Raw genomic sequence first — 17,127 nt, forward strand, 5'->3', positions numbered from 1 at the left:
AATGGACGAACTCGCGATGAAAAGCTGTATCGGCAAACCCATACCAGAATGGGACATAACACACCGATTGAGCATTGATCAGCCCGTCGGACCATCCTTACAGGATTTTGGCGCCACGTTTCGAATAAATTCAAACCACATGGATGCAACTGAACCATCATTCCTGGACAAACAGTGGTCTATTACGGGAGTTGCCTTGTCCGTCATTGCCACTGGATTGGGCCCATATGCCTATTGGCTTACCAACGTACGCTATCCCTACGCTGGAGGATTAATCGGAAACATGTTTTCCGCCGGCGTTTCCTTGGTGTTTGCAACCATTGCCTGGAAATTCGGCCACGTCCTATTTTTCAGCCTGCGCTACAGGCCAGTTCGATTCCATCGCCAAGATCGCAAAATCTACGCAATCCGATCCCGACGTTACTTCGCGAAACCCGGCGAAGGCGACATAGTCTGGGAAGCCCCCTGGTCGACCGAATCGATCTTCTGCCTGCATCGGGAGCACACATCGTTCGGCACCATTTTCCACATCCGACACTACACGCTCGACGACAACGGCAACGTCGCACGCGTGTTCTCGATCGGCAGGGAATGGACCGGCTACCCGCAAATCGACATGGCTCTTGCCCAATGGAACTACTGGTGCACCTACATGAACGATGGACCGGAAGATCTACCCAAACCGATGTTGTTCCATACCCAGCAAGAAACGCTACGCGAGGCATTCCTGTTCTCGCTTTACAGCTTCGGCTTGCGCGCCCCGGTCGTCGTCCGGCTGCTGATGATGCCGCTCATCCTCGTCTTCACGGTCATGCGCGTATTCGCAAACGCAACCTGTCGCGCCCCCATCTGGCCTGAAACGATCGAACGCATCTCGAACATTTCCGCCGACGATCCCCACGCCGAACCTCGCCCGGGTACCCCTGTCGGCTGGGGCGACACCATCCTGGCCCAGCAACGCGGTGAATATCCAGACAACCCCCAAGCCCAAGTCAAAAACTGGAACGGGGAAATGAACGAGCAAAAAAACGCCGCTGCATGGATCGAAAATCCGGCCGCGGCCACCCGCCGAACCTCACAAGGCAAGCGGTGAAAGACGACCACGCACGACACGCGCCACCTACTCGCCCCAAGGAAAACAAAACCCCTCGTGATGGAAGTCACGAGGGGTTTTGTCCGTCCGCCCAGCCCGACGTCAGTCGTCAACCGATCCGCTTGTCGCGCTCGATCAACGCATACGCGCTGTGATTGTGAATCGACTCGAAGTTCTCCGCCTCCAGCACATAAGCGACAATCCGCTCGTCGGCATTGAGCCGCTGCGCGACATCACGCACCAGATCCTCGACGAACTTGGGATTCTCATAAGCGCGCTCGGTGACGAACTTCTCGTCGGGACGCTTGAGCAGCCCCCACAGCTCGCAGGAGGCCTCCTCCTCGGCAATCCCGATCAACTCCTCGACGGCCACCTCGCCATCGAACTCGGCGTCGATCGTCACGTGCGAGCGCTGGTTATGCGCGCCGTACTGCGAGATCTTCTTCGAGCACGGGCACAGGCTCGTCACCGGCACTAGCACCTTCAAGAACAGGCGCGTCGCGCCATTGCGCACCTCGCCGGCCAGCGTCACCTCGTAATCGAGCAGGCTCTTCACCCCCGACACCGGCGCGGTCTTGCTGACGAAATACGGAAATGTCACCTCGATACGCCCGGCCACGGCCTCGAGCTTGTCGAGCATCGATGCCAGCAGCCCCCGCAACGCCTCGGGCCCGAGCGGCTCCCGGTTGTCCTCGAGCAGCGCGACGAAGCGCGACATGTGGGTGCCCTTCTGCTCGGCCGGCAGATGCACGTCGAGGTTCCAGGTGCCGACGCTCGGCTGGATCTCGCCGCTTGCGGTGCGCACCGTGAGCGGATGGCGGACCGCCTTCACGCCGACGCGCTGGATCGGGATCTGCCGCGTATCGACCGTGCTCTGCACGTCGGGCATCGCGAAGCCGGGATTCATCTGGTTCATCTTGTTCGAGTCCTTGTCGTCGCGCGACGCGCCGCTTGCGGCACGCGCGCCTCCGCTCGCAAGCGGGGAGCCGGAAAAGCAACATGGGCCCGCAGGCCCATGTGTTCCGTTCCGGAGATACGGGATGCCCGCCCGCCAAACCGGCCGGGCGGCGCCGCGATCCTCAGGCCACGCGCTTCGCCTGGTCGGCGACGCTGTTGGCCTGGTCGAGGAAGCGCTCGCGGATCGACTTCGCGATGCCGGCGGCGTCGAGGCCGCACAGCGACAGCAGCTTGGCCGGGTCGCCGTGATCGATGAAGCGGTCGGGCAGGCCCAACTGCAGCACCGGACGAATCACCCCGCCTTCCATCAAGGCTTCCACGCAAGCCGAACCCGCGCCGCCCTGGATGCAGCCTTCCTCGACCGTGACGAGGTAGTCGTGCGTCTGCGCGAGTTCGCGCACCAACTCGGCGTCGATCGGCTTCACGAAGCGCATGTTGGCGACCGTGGCGTCGAGCTCCTCGGCGGCGGCCAGCGACGGCGCGACCATCGTGCCGAAGGCCAGGATCGCGACGCGCTTGCCTTCCGGCTGCGCCGAACGGCGGCGCACCTCGCCCTTGCCGACCGGGATCGCCGTCATCGCCTTCACGGTCGGCACGCCGGCACCGGCGCCGCGCGGGTAGCGCACGGCCGTCGGGTTCGGCTGCTGGACCGCCGTGTAGAGCATCTGGCGGCATTCGTCCTCGTCCGACGCAGCCATCACCGTCATGTTCGGGATGCAGCGCAGGAAGGCCAGGTCGTAGGCGCCCGCGTGAGTCGCGCCGTCGGCACCGACCAGGCCGGCGCGATCGATCGCGAACACCACCGGCAGGTTCTGCAGCGCCACGTCGTGGATCAACTGGTCATAGGCGCGCTGCAGGAAGGTCGAGTAGATCGCGACCACCGGCTTGAGGCCCTCGGTCGCCATGCCGCCGGCGAAGGTCACCGCGTGCTGCTCGGCGATGCCGACGTCGTAATAACGATCCTTGAAGCGCTTCTCGAACTCGACCATGCCCGAGCCCTCGCGCATCGCCGGCGTGATGCCGACCACGCGTGCGTCGAGCTCGGCCATGTCGCACAGCCATTCGCCGAACACCTGCGTGTAGGTCTTCTTGGCGGGCGTGGTCGAGGGCTTGATGCCTTCGGCCGGATTGAACTTGCCCGGGCCGTGGTAGAGCACCGGATCGGCCTCGGCGAGCTTGTAGCCCTGGCCTTTCTTGGTAACCACGTGCAGGAACTGCGGACCGCGCAGCTCCTTGATGTTCTGCAGCGTCGGGATCAGCGAGTCGAGGTCGTGACCGTCGATCGGGCCGATGTAGTTGAAGCCGAATTCCTCGAACAGCGTGGCCGGCACCACCATGCCCTTGGCATGCTCCTCGAGCTTGCGCGCGAGTTCGAGCACCGGCGGCGCGACGCTGAGCACCTTCTCCACGCCGGCGCGGGCGGCCGCGTAGAAGCGGCCCGACATCAGGCGCGCCAGGTGGCGGTTCAACGCGCCGACCGGCGGCGAGATCGACATGTCGTTGTCGTTGAGGATCACCAGCAGCTTGGCATCCTCGGACACGCCGGCGTTGTTCATCGCCTCGAAGGCCATGCCGGCCGTCATCGCGCCGTCACCGATCACGGCGATCGAGAAGCGGTCGTCGCCGTTCAGCTGGCTGGCGAGCGCCATGCCGAGCGCGGCCGAGATCGAGGTGCTCGAATGGGCGGTGCCGAAGGTGTCGTAGACCGATTCCGAGCGACGCGGGAAACCCGAGATCCCGTCGAACTGGCGCAGCGAGCTCATCTGGTCGCGGCGGCCCGTCAGGATCTTGTGCGGATAGGTCTGGTGACCCACGTCCCACACGATGCGATCGTTCGGCGTATTGAAGACGTAATGCAGCGCAAGCGTCAGTTCGACCGTGCCGAGATTGGACGACAAATGGCCGCCCGTCTTCGACACGCTGTCGAGCACGAACGCACGCAGCTCGTCGGCGAGCGGTTGCAGTTGGCGACGATCGAGGCGGCGCAGGTCCGCAGGGTCGTCGATGGTTTTCAGCAAGTCGTACATCGTCGTTCCATTGTAGGAAATCAAACGCGCCCGCACTCCTTATGCACGCTTCCTGGCGACCGGAAGCGCGGCGGCGGGCTTTCGCGTCAGCTGACCCGGTTCACCACCAGGTCGGCGAGTTCGGCAAGACGCTGGGCGCGCGCGCCGAACGGTTGCAGCGCCGCGTGCGCGTCGGCACGCAGTTGCGCGGCCAGCTCGCGCGAGGCATCGAGGCCGATGATCGACACGTAGGTCGGCTTGTTGGCCGCCGCGTCCTTGCCCGCCGTCTTGCCGAGCGTCGCGGAATCGGTCGTCACGTCGAGAATGTCGTCGACTACCTGGAAGGCCAGGCCGATCGCGTCGGCATAGACGTCGAGCGCGCGCATGGTGTCGTCCGACGGCGTCTCGCCGGCGAGCGCGCCCATGCGCACCGCGGCGCGCAGCAGCGCGCCGGTCTTCTTGCGATGCATCGTCTCGAGCTGCTCGCGCGTGAGCATCAGGCCCACGCTGGCCAGGTCGATCGCCTGGCCGCCGGCCATCCCGACCGAACCGCTCGCCAGCGCCAGTTCGCGCACCAGCGCGGCCTGCTGGACAGCCGTCAGCGCGGCCGCGTCCGTCAGCGCGACGAAGGCCTGCGATTGCAGCGCGTCGCCGACCAGCAGCGCGGTCGGCTCGTCGTACTGGATGTGGACGGTCGGCTTGCCGCGACGCAGCGCGTCGTCGTCCATGCACGGCATGTCGTCATGCACCAGCGAGTAGACGTGGATCATCTCCAGCGCTGCCGAGGCGGCATTGCGCGCGGCCTCGGTCGCCCCCGTCAGCTCGCCCGCGGCGTGGCACAGCAGCGGGCGCACCCGCTTGCCGCCGCCCATCACCGCGTAGCGCATCGCCTCGTGCAGCTTGCCCGGCACCACCGTCTCGGCCGGCAAGTAGTGGCCCAGCGCATCTTCGACGCGCGCCAGCACTGCGCGCATCCATTGTTCGAATGTCATAGATCGTCGTCTTCGCCGTCCGTGGCGCCCGCTCCGTTGGCGTGCGGCTTCAGCGTGGCCCCGTCGAGCACACGCACCTGCTGCTCCACCTTGTCGAGTTGTTGTTGGCAAAACGCAACAAGAACCGCCCCGCGCCGATAGGCGGCGAGCGAATCCTCGAGGCTCAGTGTCCCGCCCTCCATCCGTGCGACAAGCGTTTCGAGCTCCTCGAGCGCGGTTTCGTAGGAGGCCGGCACCGATTCGGGGCCGGCACCCGACGCCGCAGCGCCCGGAGTTGCGTTTTTCGCCATGGGACGAGGTATCAAATTTAAAAACAAGTCGGACATTCTACGGCAAAAGCGGAATCCAGCACGGCTCGACGTGAGCGATCCGCCCCCGCCGGCTTCGCCGCGGCTCTGCCGGCAGGACAAGATGCTGCGGGCCGCGATACGAAATTTGACACAAATCAGGTACTTAACTTACCCCCGGGAAACAGTTCCGGGTATAATCGCCGGTTCCCCTAAATCGATTTTTCGATGGTTGGGTTGTTCACTGCTTTCACGCTTTCCGGGAGTGGGAATGTCCAATCTGAGCGACGCGCTGCAGTTGAAGTCGGCATCCAGCCAGCTTCCAGTCACGGCTTACTTCGATGAGGCGCTTCTCCAGCGCGAAGTCGAAACCCTATTCAAGAAAGGACCTCGCTACGTCGGGCACGAATTGATGGTGCCCGAGGCGGGAGACTATTTTGCCTTGCCTTCCGAGAAGGAAGGCCGCGTGCTCGTGCGCAACCAGGAGTCGCGCATCGAGCTGCTGTCCAACGTCTGCCGCCATCGGCAGGCGATCATGCTGAACGGCCGCGGCCACGCGAACAACATCGTGTGCCCGCTGCACCGCTGGACCTACGATCTCGACGGGCAACTGCTCGGGGCGCCGCATTTCCCCGACAAGCCCTGCCTGAACCTCGGCAAGTCGCCGCTGCAGAACTGGCAGGGGCTGCTGTTCGAGGCCGAAGGCCGCAACGTCGCGCAGGACCTCGCGAACCTCGGCACGCGCCATCACTTCGACTTCTCGGACTACCAGTTCGATCACGTCGAGGTACACGAGTGCGACTACAACTGGAAGACCTTCATCGAGGTCTACCTCGAGGATTACCACGTCGTCCCGTTCCACCCAGGCCTCGGCAGCTTCGTGTCCTGCGACGATCTCAAATGGGAGTTCGGCGACTGGTACAGCGTGCAGACGGTCGGCATACACAACGCGCTCGCCAAGCCGGGCAGCCCGACGTACCAGAAATGGCACGAACAGGTGCTGCGCTTCCGCGATGGCGTGCCGCCCGAGTTCGGCGCGATCTGGATGGTCTACTACCCGGGCCTGATGATCGAGTGGTATCCGCACGTGCTGGTGGTGTCCTGGCTGATCCCGCGCGGGCCGCAGAAGACCACCAACATCGTCGAGTTCTACTATCCCGAGGAGATCGCGCTGTTCGAGCGCGAGTTCGTCGAGGCCGAGCGGGCCGCCTACATGGAAACCGCCGTCGAGGACGACGAGATCGCGATGCGCATGGATGCCGGCCGCCGCGCGCTGATGGAGCGCGGCGAATCGCAGGTCGGGCCGTACCAGAGCCCGATGGAAGACGGCATGCAGCACTTCCACGAATTCCTGCGACGCAAGCTGGGAAGCTTCTGAGGCAACCAGCAGCGCCGGCATGCCAAACGAAAAAGACGGGCCGTGGCCCGTCTTTTTTTGTTTAGACTGGATGGATCCGGCCGTTTTCCTCGGAGGAGCCATCATGCCCCACACTCACTACACCACCCTCATCTCCGCCGGCAATCTCGCCGAGCGCCTCGCCGCCGCGCCCGACAGCGTCTTAGTGTTCGATTGCCGCTTCGACCTGGCCGATCCCGATTCCGGCTCGCAAGCCTATGCGGCAGGCCACCTGCCCGGCGCCCGCTACCTGCATCTCGATCGCGACCTGTCGGGCCCGAAGACCGGCAGCAACGGCCGTCACCCGCTGCCCTCGCGCGACACGCTGGTGGCGACGCTGGCCGCCAAGGGCCTGCGCGCGAACCAGCAGGTGGTTGCCTACGATGCCCAGGGCGGCATGTACGCGGCCCGGCTCTGGTGGCTGCTGCGCTGGCTCGGCCATGATTCCGTCGCCGTGCTCGACGGCGGGCTGCAGGCCTGGCAGGCCGCCGGCCAGCCGCTCACGCAGGCGGCCCCGGCCGACCAGGCCGGCGACTTCCGCGCCCAGCCGCCGCTCGCCACCGTGATCGACGCGGCGGCCGTGGTCGCGAACCTCGCCTCGAAGTCGCGGCTGGTGGTCGACGCGCGCTCGCCCGATCGCTATCGCGGCGAAAACGAAACGCTCGATCCCGTCGGCGGCCACATCCCGGGCGCGGCCAATCGCTTCTTCAAGGACAACCTCAATGCGGAAGGCCGCTTCAAGAGCGGCCATGAACTGCGCGAGGACTGGACCCGCGTGATCGGCGACCAGCCGGCCAACAACGTGATCCTGCAATGTGGCTCGGGCGTCACGGCCTGCCACAACGCGCTGGCGATGGAGATCGCCGGGCTCCACAACCCGCTGCTGTACGCGGGCTCCTGGAGCGAATGGAGCGCGGACCCGTCGCGGCCGGTCGCGACCGGCCCGAACCCCTGATCCGCGCGCGCGGCGTCACAGAACGCCGTGCTGATGGAACCACGCGAGCGCGCGCTTCCAGCCGTCATCGGCATCGGCCTTCACGTAGCTGGGCCGGTAGTCGGCGAAGAAGGCGTGCCCCGCGTCCGGATAAGCGAGGATCTCCGAGTCGCGCGCGGCCTTCAGGTTGCTCGCCAGCAGCTTGCCGCGCATCTCGGAGAGCGTCGACTGCGGGATGCTGTCGTCCTTCGCGCCATATAGGCCCAGCACCGGCGCCTTCAGGTCGGCCACATGGTCGATCGGATTGAAGGGCGTCATCTCGTTGCGATCGCCCACCACCTTGCCGTACCAGGCCACCGCCGCGCGCACGTGCGGGTTGTGTTCGGCGAACAGCCAGGCCTGGCGCCCACCCCAGCAGAAACCGGTCACGCCCAGGCGCGTCAGGTCCCCGCCGTTCTTGCCGGCCCAGGCCACCGTCGCGTCGAGATCCTCGGTGACTTGCCGGTCCGGCACCTTGCTGACGATCGCCTCGTAGAGCCCCTGGATGGTCGGGTATTTCGAGGGATCGCCTTCCCGCGAATACAGGTCGGGGGCAATCGCCAGGTAGCCGAGCTTGGCGAAGCGACGGCACACGTCGGCGATATGCGCATGCACGCCGAACACCTCGTGGATCACCAGGATCACCGGCAGGTTGCTCTTGCCGTCCGGCTGCGCGCGATAGGCGGGCACGCTGGCATCGCCCGAGCGGATCTCGACGGTATCGCAGTCGAGGCCGTTGCTGTCGGTAGTGATGGTCTGCGCCGAGACCGGCAGCACGGCGGCGGCGAACGAGCCGCCCAGTGCCGCCTGCATGAAGCGGCGGCGATTGAACGGAACGTGCGGAACGAGGCTGTCCACTTCGGGTTTCAACATGGAGGGCTCCTTGTAATTCAGCGCGACGGCATCGCCGAGGCACTCGGCAACGCCGGAAAGTCGAACGAGGAAAGCCGGTGGAGCGAGCCGCGCGGCAAAAGGCCGGCGCACCGCCCACGGGTTCCGGCGATCCGGACCCCGCACACGATGCCGAATCTTACATACCGCCGTCAACTGTTTCGCGCGCCCGGGGCACGATCGGGCAGCGTCCTGTCAGCCCGGCGCCAGCCTGCTGCCAGCATCGCACCGGGCTTCATCCCGCCCGCTGGGCCTCGCGCACTGCCCCGCTCCGCCTCAATGCAGCTTGACCCGCGGCAGGGTCGAGCGCCGCAGCCAGTGCGCGAAAGTGTCGAGCACCATGCGCGGATAACCGTGCAGCGCGGCGATATGCAGGCGATACAGCGACATGTACATGAAGCGCGCGAACAGCCCTTCGATCAGCATGTTGCCGCCGATCAGGCCGCCCATCAGGTTGCCGACCGCGCTGAAGTGGCCGAGCGAGACCAGCGAGCCGAAGTCGCGATAGCCGAAGGCCGGCAGCGGCCGGCCCTCGAGCCGGCAGGCCAGCGCGCGCAACAGGAAGCTGGCCTGCTGATGCGCGGCCTGCGCGCGCGGCGGCACGTTGCGATCGGTACCGGCCCAGGCACAGGCCGCGCAATCGCCGAGCGCGAACACGTCGTCGTCGAGCGTGGTTTGCAGCGTGGGACGCACCACGAGCTGGCCGAGCCGGTTCACCTCCAGCCCGTCCAGTTGCGCGAGCACGGCCGGCGCCTTGATGCCGGCGGCCCAGACCGTCAGGTCCGCGCGCACCGCGGCGCCGCTCGCGGTGTGCACCATGCCCGGCGCGACCTCGGTCACGCGCTCGCCCATCATCAGCCGCACGCCGAGCTTCTCCAGCAATTCGGCGGTGGCCGTCGAGACGCGCTCGGGCAGCGCCGGCAGGATGCGCTCGCCCGATTCGATCAGCACGATGCCGACGTCGTGCTTCGGATCGAGCTTGTGCAGGCCATAAGCCGACAGCACCTGCGCGGTATTGCGCAACTCGGCCGATAGTTCGACGCCGGTCGCGCCTGCGCCGACGATCGCGATCTGGATCGGCGGCTCGCCGGGCGTCGCGGCCTGCGCGGCCGCCTCGGGCGTGCGATGTTCGGCGCGGATGCAGGCCGCGATCAACCGCTTGCGGAAACGCTCCGCCTCGCCGACCGTATCGAGCGCGATCGCGTTGCGCTGCGCGCCCTCGACGCCGAAGAAATGCGTGGTGCTGCCGATCGCGATCACCAGCGTGTCGTACTCGAGCACGCGCTGCGGCATCAGCTCCAGGCCGTCGCTGTCGAGCACGGACGACACCACGATGCGCTTCGCGCCGCGATCGACCGAGCTCAGTTCGCCCTGCTGGAACTCGAAACCGTGCCAGCGCGCCTGCGCGGCGTATTCGAGCTCCTGGGTGAACGGGTCCATGCTGCCGGCAGCCACTTCATGCAGCAGCGGTTTCCAGATGTGGGTCGGATAACGATCGACCAGCGTGACGAGTGCCCGGGCCTCGCGCTTGCCGCGCGCGCCGTAGCGATCGCCGAGCCGGGTCGCGAGTTCGAGCCCGCCGGCGCCGCCGCCTACGATGATGAAACGATGCATTCGAATCCCCCAATGCGTGATCCTGGCCTTCAGGAGTGCAGAGGGTCGCGCGCCCGTGAACGAGATGCGCAACCGCGTCGAACGCGCCGCGGCCGGTCGAACCGCGGCGGCATGCCCATTTGTCGATCGCGCCGGCATGTCGGCGCGTGCTTCCTCAGGCCGGCGCGACGCGCGAAGCGCCATCGTCGGCCGGGACGAGGCGACCGCCCGGCCGCCCCGCCCCGATTCCGGTGGCGCTCAGTGCGCCTCCTCCCAGTTGTCGCCGGCGCCGACCTCGGCGACCAGCGGCACCTTCAGCTTGGCGACCCCGCTCATCATCTCGGGCAGCTTCTCGCGAACCAGGGCGAGTTCGTCCTCGGGCACCTCCAGCACCAGTTCATCGTGCACCTGCATGATCATGCGCGAACGCAGCTTGTCGCGTTCGAGCCAGCCGTCCACGGCGATCATCGACAGCTTGATCAGGTCGGCCGCGGTGCCCTGCATCGGCGCGTTGATCGCCGCGCGCTCGGCCGCCTGGCGGCGCGGGCCGTTGCCGCCGTTGATCTCGGGCAGCCACAGGCGACGCCCGAACACGGTCTCGACATAGCCCTTGTCCTTGGCCACCGCGCGCGTGGTTTCCATGTAGTTGGCCACGCCCGGGTAGCGGGCGAAGTAGCGGTCGATATAGAGCTTGGCCGCATCGCGCGTGATGCCGAGGTTCGAGGCCAGCCCGAAGGCGCTCATGCCGTAGATCAGGCCGAAGTTGATCACCTTGGCGATGCGCCGCTGGTCGTTGCTGACCTCCAGCGGGGTCACGCCGAACACCTCGGCCGCGGTCGCGCGGTGGATATCCTCGCCCTGCGAGAAGGCACGCAGCAGCGATTCGTCCTCCGAGATATGCGCCATGATGCGCAGCTCGATCTGCGAATAGTCGGCCGACACGATCCGGCAGCCCGGCGAGGCGATGAAGGCCTCGCGGATGCGCCGGCCCTCGGCGGTGCGCACGGGGATGTTCTGCAGGTTCGGATCGTTCGAGGCCAGGCGCCCGGTGACGGCCACCGCCTGCGCATAGTTGGTGTGGACCCGGCCGGTCCGCGCATTGATCATGCGCGGCAGCTTGTCGGTATAGGTGGACTTCAGCTTCGACAGGCCGCGGTGCTCCAGCAGCAGCTTGGGCAGCGGGTAGTCCTCGGCGAGCTTCTGCAGCACCTCCTCGTCGGTCGAGGGCGCGCCGCTCGGCGTCTTCTTGACCACCGGCAGTTGCAGCTTCTCGAAGAAGATCTGGCCGATCTGCTTGGGCGAGCCGAGGTTGAACTCGCCGCCGGCCAGCTCGTAGGCTTCGCGCTCGAGCTCGATCAGGCGCACCGCGATCTCGTGGCTCTGCTTGTCGAGACGCGCGCTGTCGATCAGCACGCCGGTGCGCTCCATCCTGCGCAGCACCAGCGACACCGGCATCTCGATCTCGGCATAGACGCGCTTGAGGCCCGGCTCGCGCGCGACCTGCGGATACATCGCCAGATGCAGCTGCAGCGTGATGTCGGCATCCTCGGCGGCATAGGCCGCGGCGGTCTCCAGCGGCACCTCGTCGAAGCCGATCTGCTGCGCGCCCTTGCCCGCCACTTCCTCGTACTTGATGGTCTTCACGCCCAGGTGACGCAGCGCGAGGCTGTCCATGTCGTGCGTGCGATGCGATTCGAGCACGTAGGATTCGAGCAGCGTGTCGTGCTCGATGCCGTTCAGCGCGATCTCGTAGTTGGCGAGCACCTGCGCATCGTACTTGAGATGCTGGCCGACCTTCCTGCGCTCGGCACTCTCCAGCCAGGGCTTCAGCTTCGCCAGCACCTCGTCGCGCGGCAGTTGCTCGGGCGCGTCGGGGCCGCGATGCGCGACCGGGATGTAGGCCGCGCTGCCGGGCTCGGTCGACAGCGAGATGCCGACGATCTGCGCAACCATCGGATCGAGCGAGGTGGTTTCGGTGTCGAAGGAGGTCAGCTCGGCCGCCTCGATCTTCGCCAGCCAGGCGTCGAACTGCGGCCAGGTCTGCACGGTCTCGTAGTTGCGCTCGATGGCGGCGGCCGCCGGCACCGGCTCGGCCGCCGCTTCGCCCGCCGGCACATCGCCGGGCGCGTCGGCCGGCGCGGCCTCGAGCTCGCGCCGCCAGGTCTTGAAGCCGTAGTTCTCGAAGATCGGCAGCAGCGCCTCGCGCGATTCGCCGAGCGTGGCCAGCGAGGCCTCGATCGATTCCACCTGCGGCTTCAGCTCGCAGGCCGTCTCGACTGTCACCAGCTTGCGCGCGAGCGGCAGGAAGTCGAGCGCGCGGCGCAGGTTGTCGCCGACCACGCCCTTGATCTCGGCCGCATGCTCGACGACGCCGTCGAGCGTCTCGTATTGCGTGAGCCACTTGACGGCCGTCTTCGGTCCGCACTTCTCGACGCCGGGCACGTTGTCGACGGTGTCGCCGATCAGCGAGAGATAGTCGACAATGCGCTCGGGCGGCACGCCGAACTTGGCGATCACGCCGTCGCGGTCGAGCAGTTCGTTGCTCATGGTGTTGACCAGCGTGACCCGCTCCGTCACCAGCTGGGCGAGATCCTTGTCGCCGGTCGAGATCACCACCTTCATGCCGCGCGCCTCGGCGGCATGCGCGAGCGTGCCGATCACGTCGTCGGCCTCGACGCCCTCGATCATCAGCAGCGGCCAGCCGAGCGCGCGCACCGCCTGGTGGATCGGCTCGATCTGCAAGGCGAGATCGGTGGGCATCGAGGGGCGGTTCGCCTTGTAGTCGGCGAACAGATCGTCGCGAAAGGTTTTGCCCTTTGCATCGAACACGCACGCGCTATACTCTGCTGTGACTTCCTTGCGCATGCGGCGCAGCATGTTGATGATCCCGTAGAGCGCGCCAGTCGGTTCCCCGCCCGGCCCGCGCAAGTCAGGCATCGCATGGTAAGCCCGATAGAGATAGCTCGAACCATCAACCAACAGCAGGGTCTTACCTTCCAGGTTCCGTTCTTCAGGCATTATGAATAAGAGAAAAGTGATTCCGAGCTTGCGTTCGCTCGCAGATCAAGAACGCGCGACAGCAAAGAAAGCCCGCGCTTCGTGGCAGATGTTCACGATTATGGCAGAGTTTATCGAGGCCACCGAGTACCTGTCCGAGATCCGCCCGGCCGTCAGCATCTACGGTTCGGCGCGCCTGAAAGCCGATTCCCCGCACTACCAGCTCACCGTGGAAATCGCCCGCAAGCTGTCCGACGCGGGCTTCGCGGTGATCTCCGGCGGCGGCCCCGGCATCATGGAAGCGGCCAACAAGGGCGCGCATGCCGGCAAGGCGCCGTCGGTGGGCCTGAACATCGAGCTGCCGCACGAGCAATCGGGCAACAACTACCAGGACATCTCGCTGCGCTTCCGCCATTTCTTCACGCGCAAGGTCACCTTCGTGAAGAATTCCGACGCGGTGGTGGTGATGCCGGGCGGCTTCGGCACGCTCGACGAACTGTCCGAAGTGCTGACCCTGATCCAGACCAAGAAATCGCGCCTGGTGCCGATCATCCTGGTCGGCACCAGCTTCTGGCAGGGCCTGCTGCAGTGGTTCCGCGACCAGTTGATCCCGATGGGCCTGATCAATCCGGACGACATGAACCTGATGCAGGTGATCGACGATCCGGACCAGGTGCTCGAGGCGGTGCTCGCGTTCTACGAGGACACCGGCGAGGAAGGCGGCACGCCCGAGGAGCCGCAGCGCGCGCAAGACGACCGCCACGACGACGACCGGATGTTCTATCTGTAGGCAGCCGGGCCGGTGTTGAAAACGAAAAGGGCGACGTCGAATCGACGTCGCCCTTTTCCTTGGACGCTCATGCTTCGCAGTGCTTGCCTTCCTCGCGCGACCGGGCACCTCGTCCCGAGCCGTATCCGCCCTTCAGGCCTCAGCCAGCACGTCGCGCCGCCATCACGCTGCGCCGCGCGAGCGGCCCGTCGTCGTGCTGCAGGTCGCCGATCAAGCGCTGCAGCAAGGCGATCTGCCCCACCGCATCCATCTCCAGTTGCGCGAGCTTCTCGCGCGGCGGCAAGGCGCGACGCGGCGGCACGCGTCCCGAGGACAGCATCGCGTCGATATCCTCGCTCGCCGTGGCCACCCATTCCACCAGGTCGATCTCCATGCGCGGCCCATGCACGCTCGCGCGCAGATGCGCGGCGGTGCCGGCCATCCGGCGCAGCAGCCCCAGCACGGTGGAGGCGGCCGTATCGAAGCGCGAATCGTCGAGCCGTTCGAGGCGGATCCGGTTGAAGGCTTCCTCGGCGTTGTTGCTGGCCAGCCCCGCCTCGCGGCGCAGGCGCTCGGCCTCGCGATTGGCGCGCCCCGGCGCCTCGATCGCATCGACCAGGTAGCGCAGGTTGGCCGCGATCGCCGCGGCGAGCTGGCCACGGATATCGATCTGCTCGCGGGTCGGCCACAGCAGGAAGGTCGCGGCCAGCGCGATCGCGCAGCCGAGCACGTTGTTGCCGAGTCGCGTCAGCGCATAACCGAGCTCGTTGGCGGCCGGGGTGGCGAAGTCGGCCACCAGCACGAAGGTCGGCGTGAGGAACAGCACGAACAGGCTGTAGCTGACCGGCCGCAGCGCCATGGTCGCGCAGACCAGCGGAAACACCACCAGCGAGATGCCGATCGGCGAATGCACCGTCAGCCCGATCGCGGCGGCCAGCAGGCCGCCGATGATGCTGCCGGCCGCCCGCTCGACGCTGCGCGGCCAGGTGCCGGCGATCGAGGGCTGCAGGATCAGCAGGGTCGCCATGGTGGTCCAGTAGCCGAAGGGCACGCCGAGCAGGCGCACCACCAGGAAGCCGAGCGTGGTCGCCACGCCCACCCGCGCGGCGTGGCGCAGGCCGATCGACTGCCACGACAGGTTGGCGCGCAAGCTCGCCCAGGACCTCGCCAGCACGCCGCGCAGGCTGCGCGTCCAGGTCAGTTGGCGGCGCGGCGTGGGTGCCACGTCGGCGGGATCGGGCTCCAGTTGCAGGGCCATCGTCATCGATTCGCCGAGCGCGGCGTCGAGCCCGCGCGCGAAGCGGCGCAGGCGCCGCTGCAGCATGTCGGGCCGCTCCCAGGGCGCCGCGTCGATCGCGTCGCCGGTGCGATGCAGCAGCTCGGCGATGCCGGCCAGCACGCGCGCGGCGCGCGCCGGATCGCGCAAGGTCTGCCGGCCGCGCTGGCAGACGCCCGCCACCGCGATCAGGTGCGCGAACCAGCGCTCGCCCTCGGCCAGCGCGATCAGCAGGTTCGCATAGGATTCGCGGCGGTCGGTCCTGGCCACCGGCATGCGCGCCAGCGTGCGGCGCGCGGCCTCCAGCGCGGCGCGCGCGTCCGAGCGGTACTTGCTGGCATGCAACTCCCAGGCGCGCTGGCCCGGGGCCGGGTCGGCCAGCAGGCGGGAGGCGTCCAGCGCGATGTCGGCCAGCCGCACATAGATGCCGCGCACCGCGCCGCGGCTCTGCGCGAACGGGTGGATGCGCCAGACCGTCAGGCTCAGCACGATCGCGAACACGCAACCGCCGAAATAGACGCCGAGGAAGGCCAGGCCCGCGCGCCAGTCGTGCATCGGCCGGTCGGCCATCACCACGCAGGCGGTAGCAGCCAGGATCGAGACCTGCGCGGTGGCCGCGCCCCAGATCCGCCCGAGCGCGCCCAGCGAGGTGAACACCAGCACCGCCGCCAGCGCGGCCAGGGTGCCGACGCCGGAGGCGAAGGCGGTCACGCCGCCGCAGATGGTCGAGAGCACCGCGAAGCTCGCCATCGAGGCGAAGCGCGTGCGGTTGGAGCCGGCCGCATCGGCCAAGCAGGTCCAGAACGCGCCGATCGCCGCCCAGGCGAAATCGGGCTCGTGCAGGAGGTTACCGATCACCAGCATCGCCGTCGAGGCGCAGGCGGCGCGCAGCCCTTCGGACAGGCTCGCGTCGTTGACGGCGAAGGACACCATCCACAACGGCCGGCGACGCGACCAGGCGCCCGCGAGCACGTTGAGACTTCTCAGGCGCGCGACGACCAGGTGCCGGACGCGATGGTGTAGATGGCGAAGCATTGCGAATTCGATCTTGAAGCAAGTGAAAAACCGGGGCCGCTAGCGAATCCGGCGACGACTGACTACTGAAACAACGGCTACCGACCCGGAATCGATGATAAGGGAAAACCCTTGGTTTCAGAAATCATCGGGCCGGATGGACGCGCGAACCGGGAAATCGCCGCCCGCGCAGACAGCCGGGGCAACGCGCGGCAGGCGCCGGCAACGCTGCGCCAGCGTATCGGAGCCGCGCGGCGATTTCATGGTTCGCCCCCTGCAACACTCGCCGCGATTCGTAACCAGCCGTTTCAGCAGACCAGAGGCCAATCCATATCGAGGCACCCGCCCGCGCCGACTCGCGGCAAAGTTCGGGCCGGATCGCCGGCCCGCGTCGGCCGAGCCGGCGGCACCCCGCCCGGCGAATCCAAGGTTACAAATCCACACGCTAATTAATCTGCCCGATCGCCAGACTGAAGCCATGCCGTGACCGCCGCGGCACCGGGCAAGCGCGCCAGCCGGCCGCCCCCGCCATCCAGACGCGGCGGACATCCCCGATCCACCTTTCGAGGAGAAGACCATGAAACGCACCCTGATCGCCACGCTGCTGGCCGCCTTCGGTATCGCCCTGTCGGGCGGCGCCGCCAACGCACAAGTCGTCAACGTCCAGGTCGGCGGCCCGCGGGTAGTGGAGGGATGGCATGGCGACCGTTACTGGGATGGCCATCGCTACTGGCAGCGCCAGGAATGGATGGAGCATCATCGCCATGACCGCCCGCACTGCCCGCCGGGACACTGGGGGCACAACGAGTGCCGATAAGCACGCGACGCTGATCGACCGACAGGCCGATCAGCGGGTGAAAAACAGGCCGCGCCGACGAGAAGT

The 17,127-nt window shown here is 66.9% G+C and carries 13 protein-coding genes; 5 read left to right on the forward strand and 8 right to left on the reverse strand.

The features are described 5' to 3' along the window. The first annotated feature begins 1 nt into the window (after position 1). Complete coding sequence (locus BM43_RS09515; RefSeq protein WP_036055741.1) at positions 2-1,093, forward strand: DUF6708 domain-containing protein; 1,092 nt, start codon at positions 2-4, stop codon at positions 1,091-1,093. Between the two features lie 109 nt (positions 1,094-1,202). Here BM43_RS09515 and folE2 read toward each other — a convergent pair whose 3' ends face one another. The 4 genes from folE2 to BM43_RS09535 all read right to left on the reverse strand — a co-directional run bounded on the left by folE2 (position 1,203) and on the right by BM43_RS09535 (position 5,338). After that, positions 1,203-2,009 carry a GTP cyclohydrolase FolE2 gene (gene folE2 / locus BM43_RS09520; protein ID WP_036055740.1) on the reverse strand — a complete coding sequence of 269 codons (807 nt, stop codon included), beginning with the start codon at positions 2,007-2,009 and terminating at the stop codon, positions 1,203-1,205. Positions 2,010-2,172: 163 nt separating this feature from the next. Then, on the reverse strand, positions 2,173-4,077 hold the full coding sequence (gene dxs / locus BM43_RS09525) for a 1-deoxy-D-xylulose-5-phosphate synthase (RefSeq protein ID WP_013690890.1): 1,905 nt from the start codon (positions 4,075-4,077) through the stop codon (positions 2,173-2,175). Positions 4,078-4,163: 86 nt separating this feature from the next. Then, entirely contained in the window at positions 4,164-5,048 is an 885-nt protein-coding gene (locus BM43_RS09530) for a polyprenyl synthetase family protein (RefSeq protein WP_013690891.1), read from the reverse strand. After that, positions 5,045-5,338, reverse strand: a complete 294-nt coding sequence (locus tag BM43_RS09535; RefSeq protein WP_025100639.1) for an exodeoxyribonuclease VII small subunit — start codon at positions 5,336-5,338, stop codon at positions 5,045-5,047. The genes BM43_RS09530 and BM43_RS09535 overlap by 4 nt, the downstream gene beginning before the upstream one ends. Before the next feature lie 268 nt (positions 5,339-5,606). On the opposite strand from BM43_RS09535, the gene BM43_RS09540 reads away from it, so the two are divergent. Further along, on the forward strand, positions 5,607-6,713 hold the full coding sequence (locus tag BM43_RS09540) for an aromatic ring-hydroxylating oxygenase subunit alpha (RefSeq protein ID WP_036055739.1): 1,107 nt from the start codon (positions 5,607-5,609) through the stop codon (positions 6,711-6,713). 103 nt (positions 6,714-6,816) lie between these two features. Then, positions 6,817-7,686 carry a sulfurtransferase gene (locus BM43_RS09545; protein WP_036055738.1) on the forward strand — a complete coding sequence of 290 codons (870 nt, stop codon included), beginning with the start codon at positions 6,817-6,819 and terminating at the stop codon, positions 7,684-7,686. Between the two features lie 15 nt (positions 7,687-7,701). Here the strand turns inward: BM43_RS09545 and BM43_RS09550 are convergent, their stop codons facing one another. The 3 genes from BM43_RS09550 to polA form a co-directional block, all read right to left on the reverse strand. Further along, complete coding sequence (locus BM43_RS09550; protein ID WP_036055737.1) at positions 7,702-8,577, reverse strand: dienelactone hydrolase family protein; 876 nt, start codon at positions 8,575-8,577, stop codon at positions 7,702-7,704. Positions 8,578-8,871: 294 nt separating this feature from the next. After that, positions 8,872-10,209, reverse strand: a complete 1,338-nt coding sequence (locus tag BM43_RS09555; RefSeq protein WP_036055736.1) for an NAD(P)/FAD-dependent oxidoreductase — start codon at positions 10,207-10,209, stop codon at positions 8,872-8,874. A 237-nt stretch (positions 10,210-10,446) separates the two neighbouring features. Then, the gene (polA, locus tag BM43_RS09560) at positions 10,447-13,206 is read right to left on the reverse strand and encodes a DNA polymerase I (RefSeq protein WP_036055735.1); all 2,760 of its coding nucleotides are present in this window, start codon (positions 13,204-13,206) and stop codon (positions 10,447-10,449) included. A gap of 1 nt (position 13,207) precedes the next feature. Between polA and BM43_RS09565 the strand changes: the two genes are divergently transcribed. Then, complete coding sequence (locus tag BM43_RS09565; protein ID WP_036055734.1) at positions 13,208-13,975, forward strand: LOG family protein; 768 nt, start codon at positions 13,208-13,210, stop codon at positions 13,973-13,975. A 139-nt stretch (positions 13,976-14,114) separates the two neighbouring features. On the opposite strand, the gene BM43_RS09570 is transcribed toward BM43_RS09565, so the two are convergent. Next, positions 14,115-16,265, reverse strand: a complete 2,151-nt coding sequence (locus BM43_RS09570; protein ID WP_036055733.1) for an FUSC family protein — start codon at positions 16,263-16,265, stop codon at positions 14,115-14,117. Positions 16,266-16,821: 556 nt separating this feature from the next. Here BM43_RS09570 and BM43_RS09575 point away from each other — a divergent pair. Beyond that, positions 16,822-17,061 (forward strand): membrane protein, encoded by a 240-nt coding sequence (locus tag BM43_RS09575; protein ID WP_036055731.1) that lies wholly within the window; start codon positions 16,822-16,824, stop codon positions 17,059-17,061. The last annotated feature ends 66 nt before the right edge of the window (positions 17,062-17,127 follow it).

Source organism: Burkholderia gladioli (assembly GCF_000959725.1).
In the GTDB taxonomy this organism is placed as follows: Bacteria; Pseudomonadota; Gammaproteobacteria; order Burkholderiales; family Burkholderiaceae; genus Burkholderia; species Burkholderia gladioli.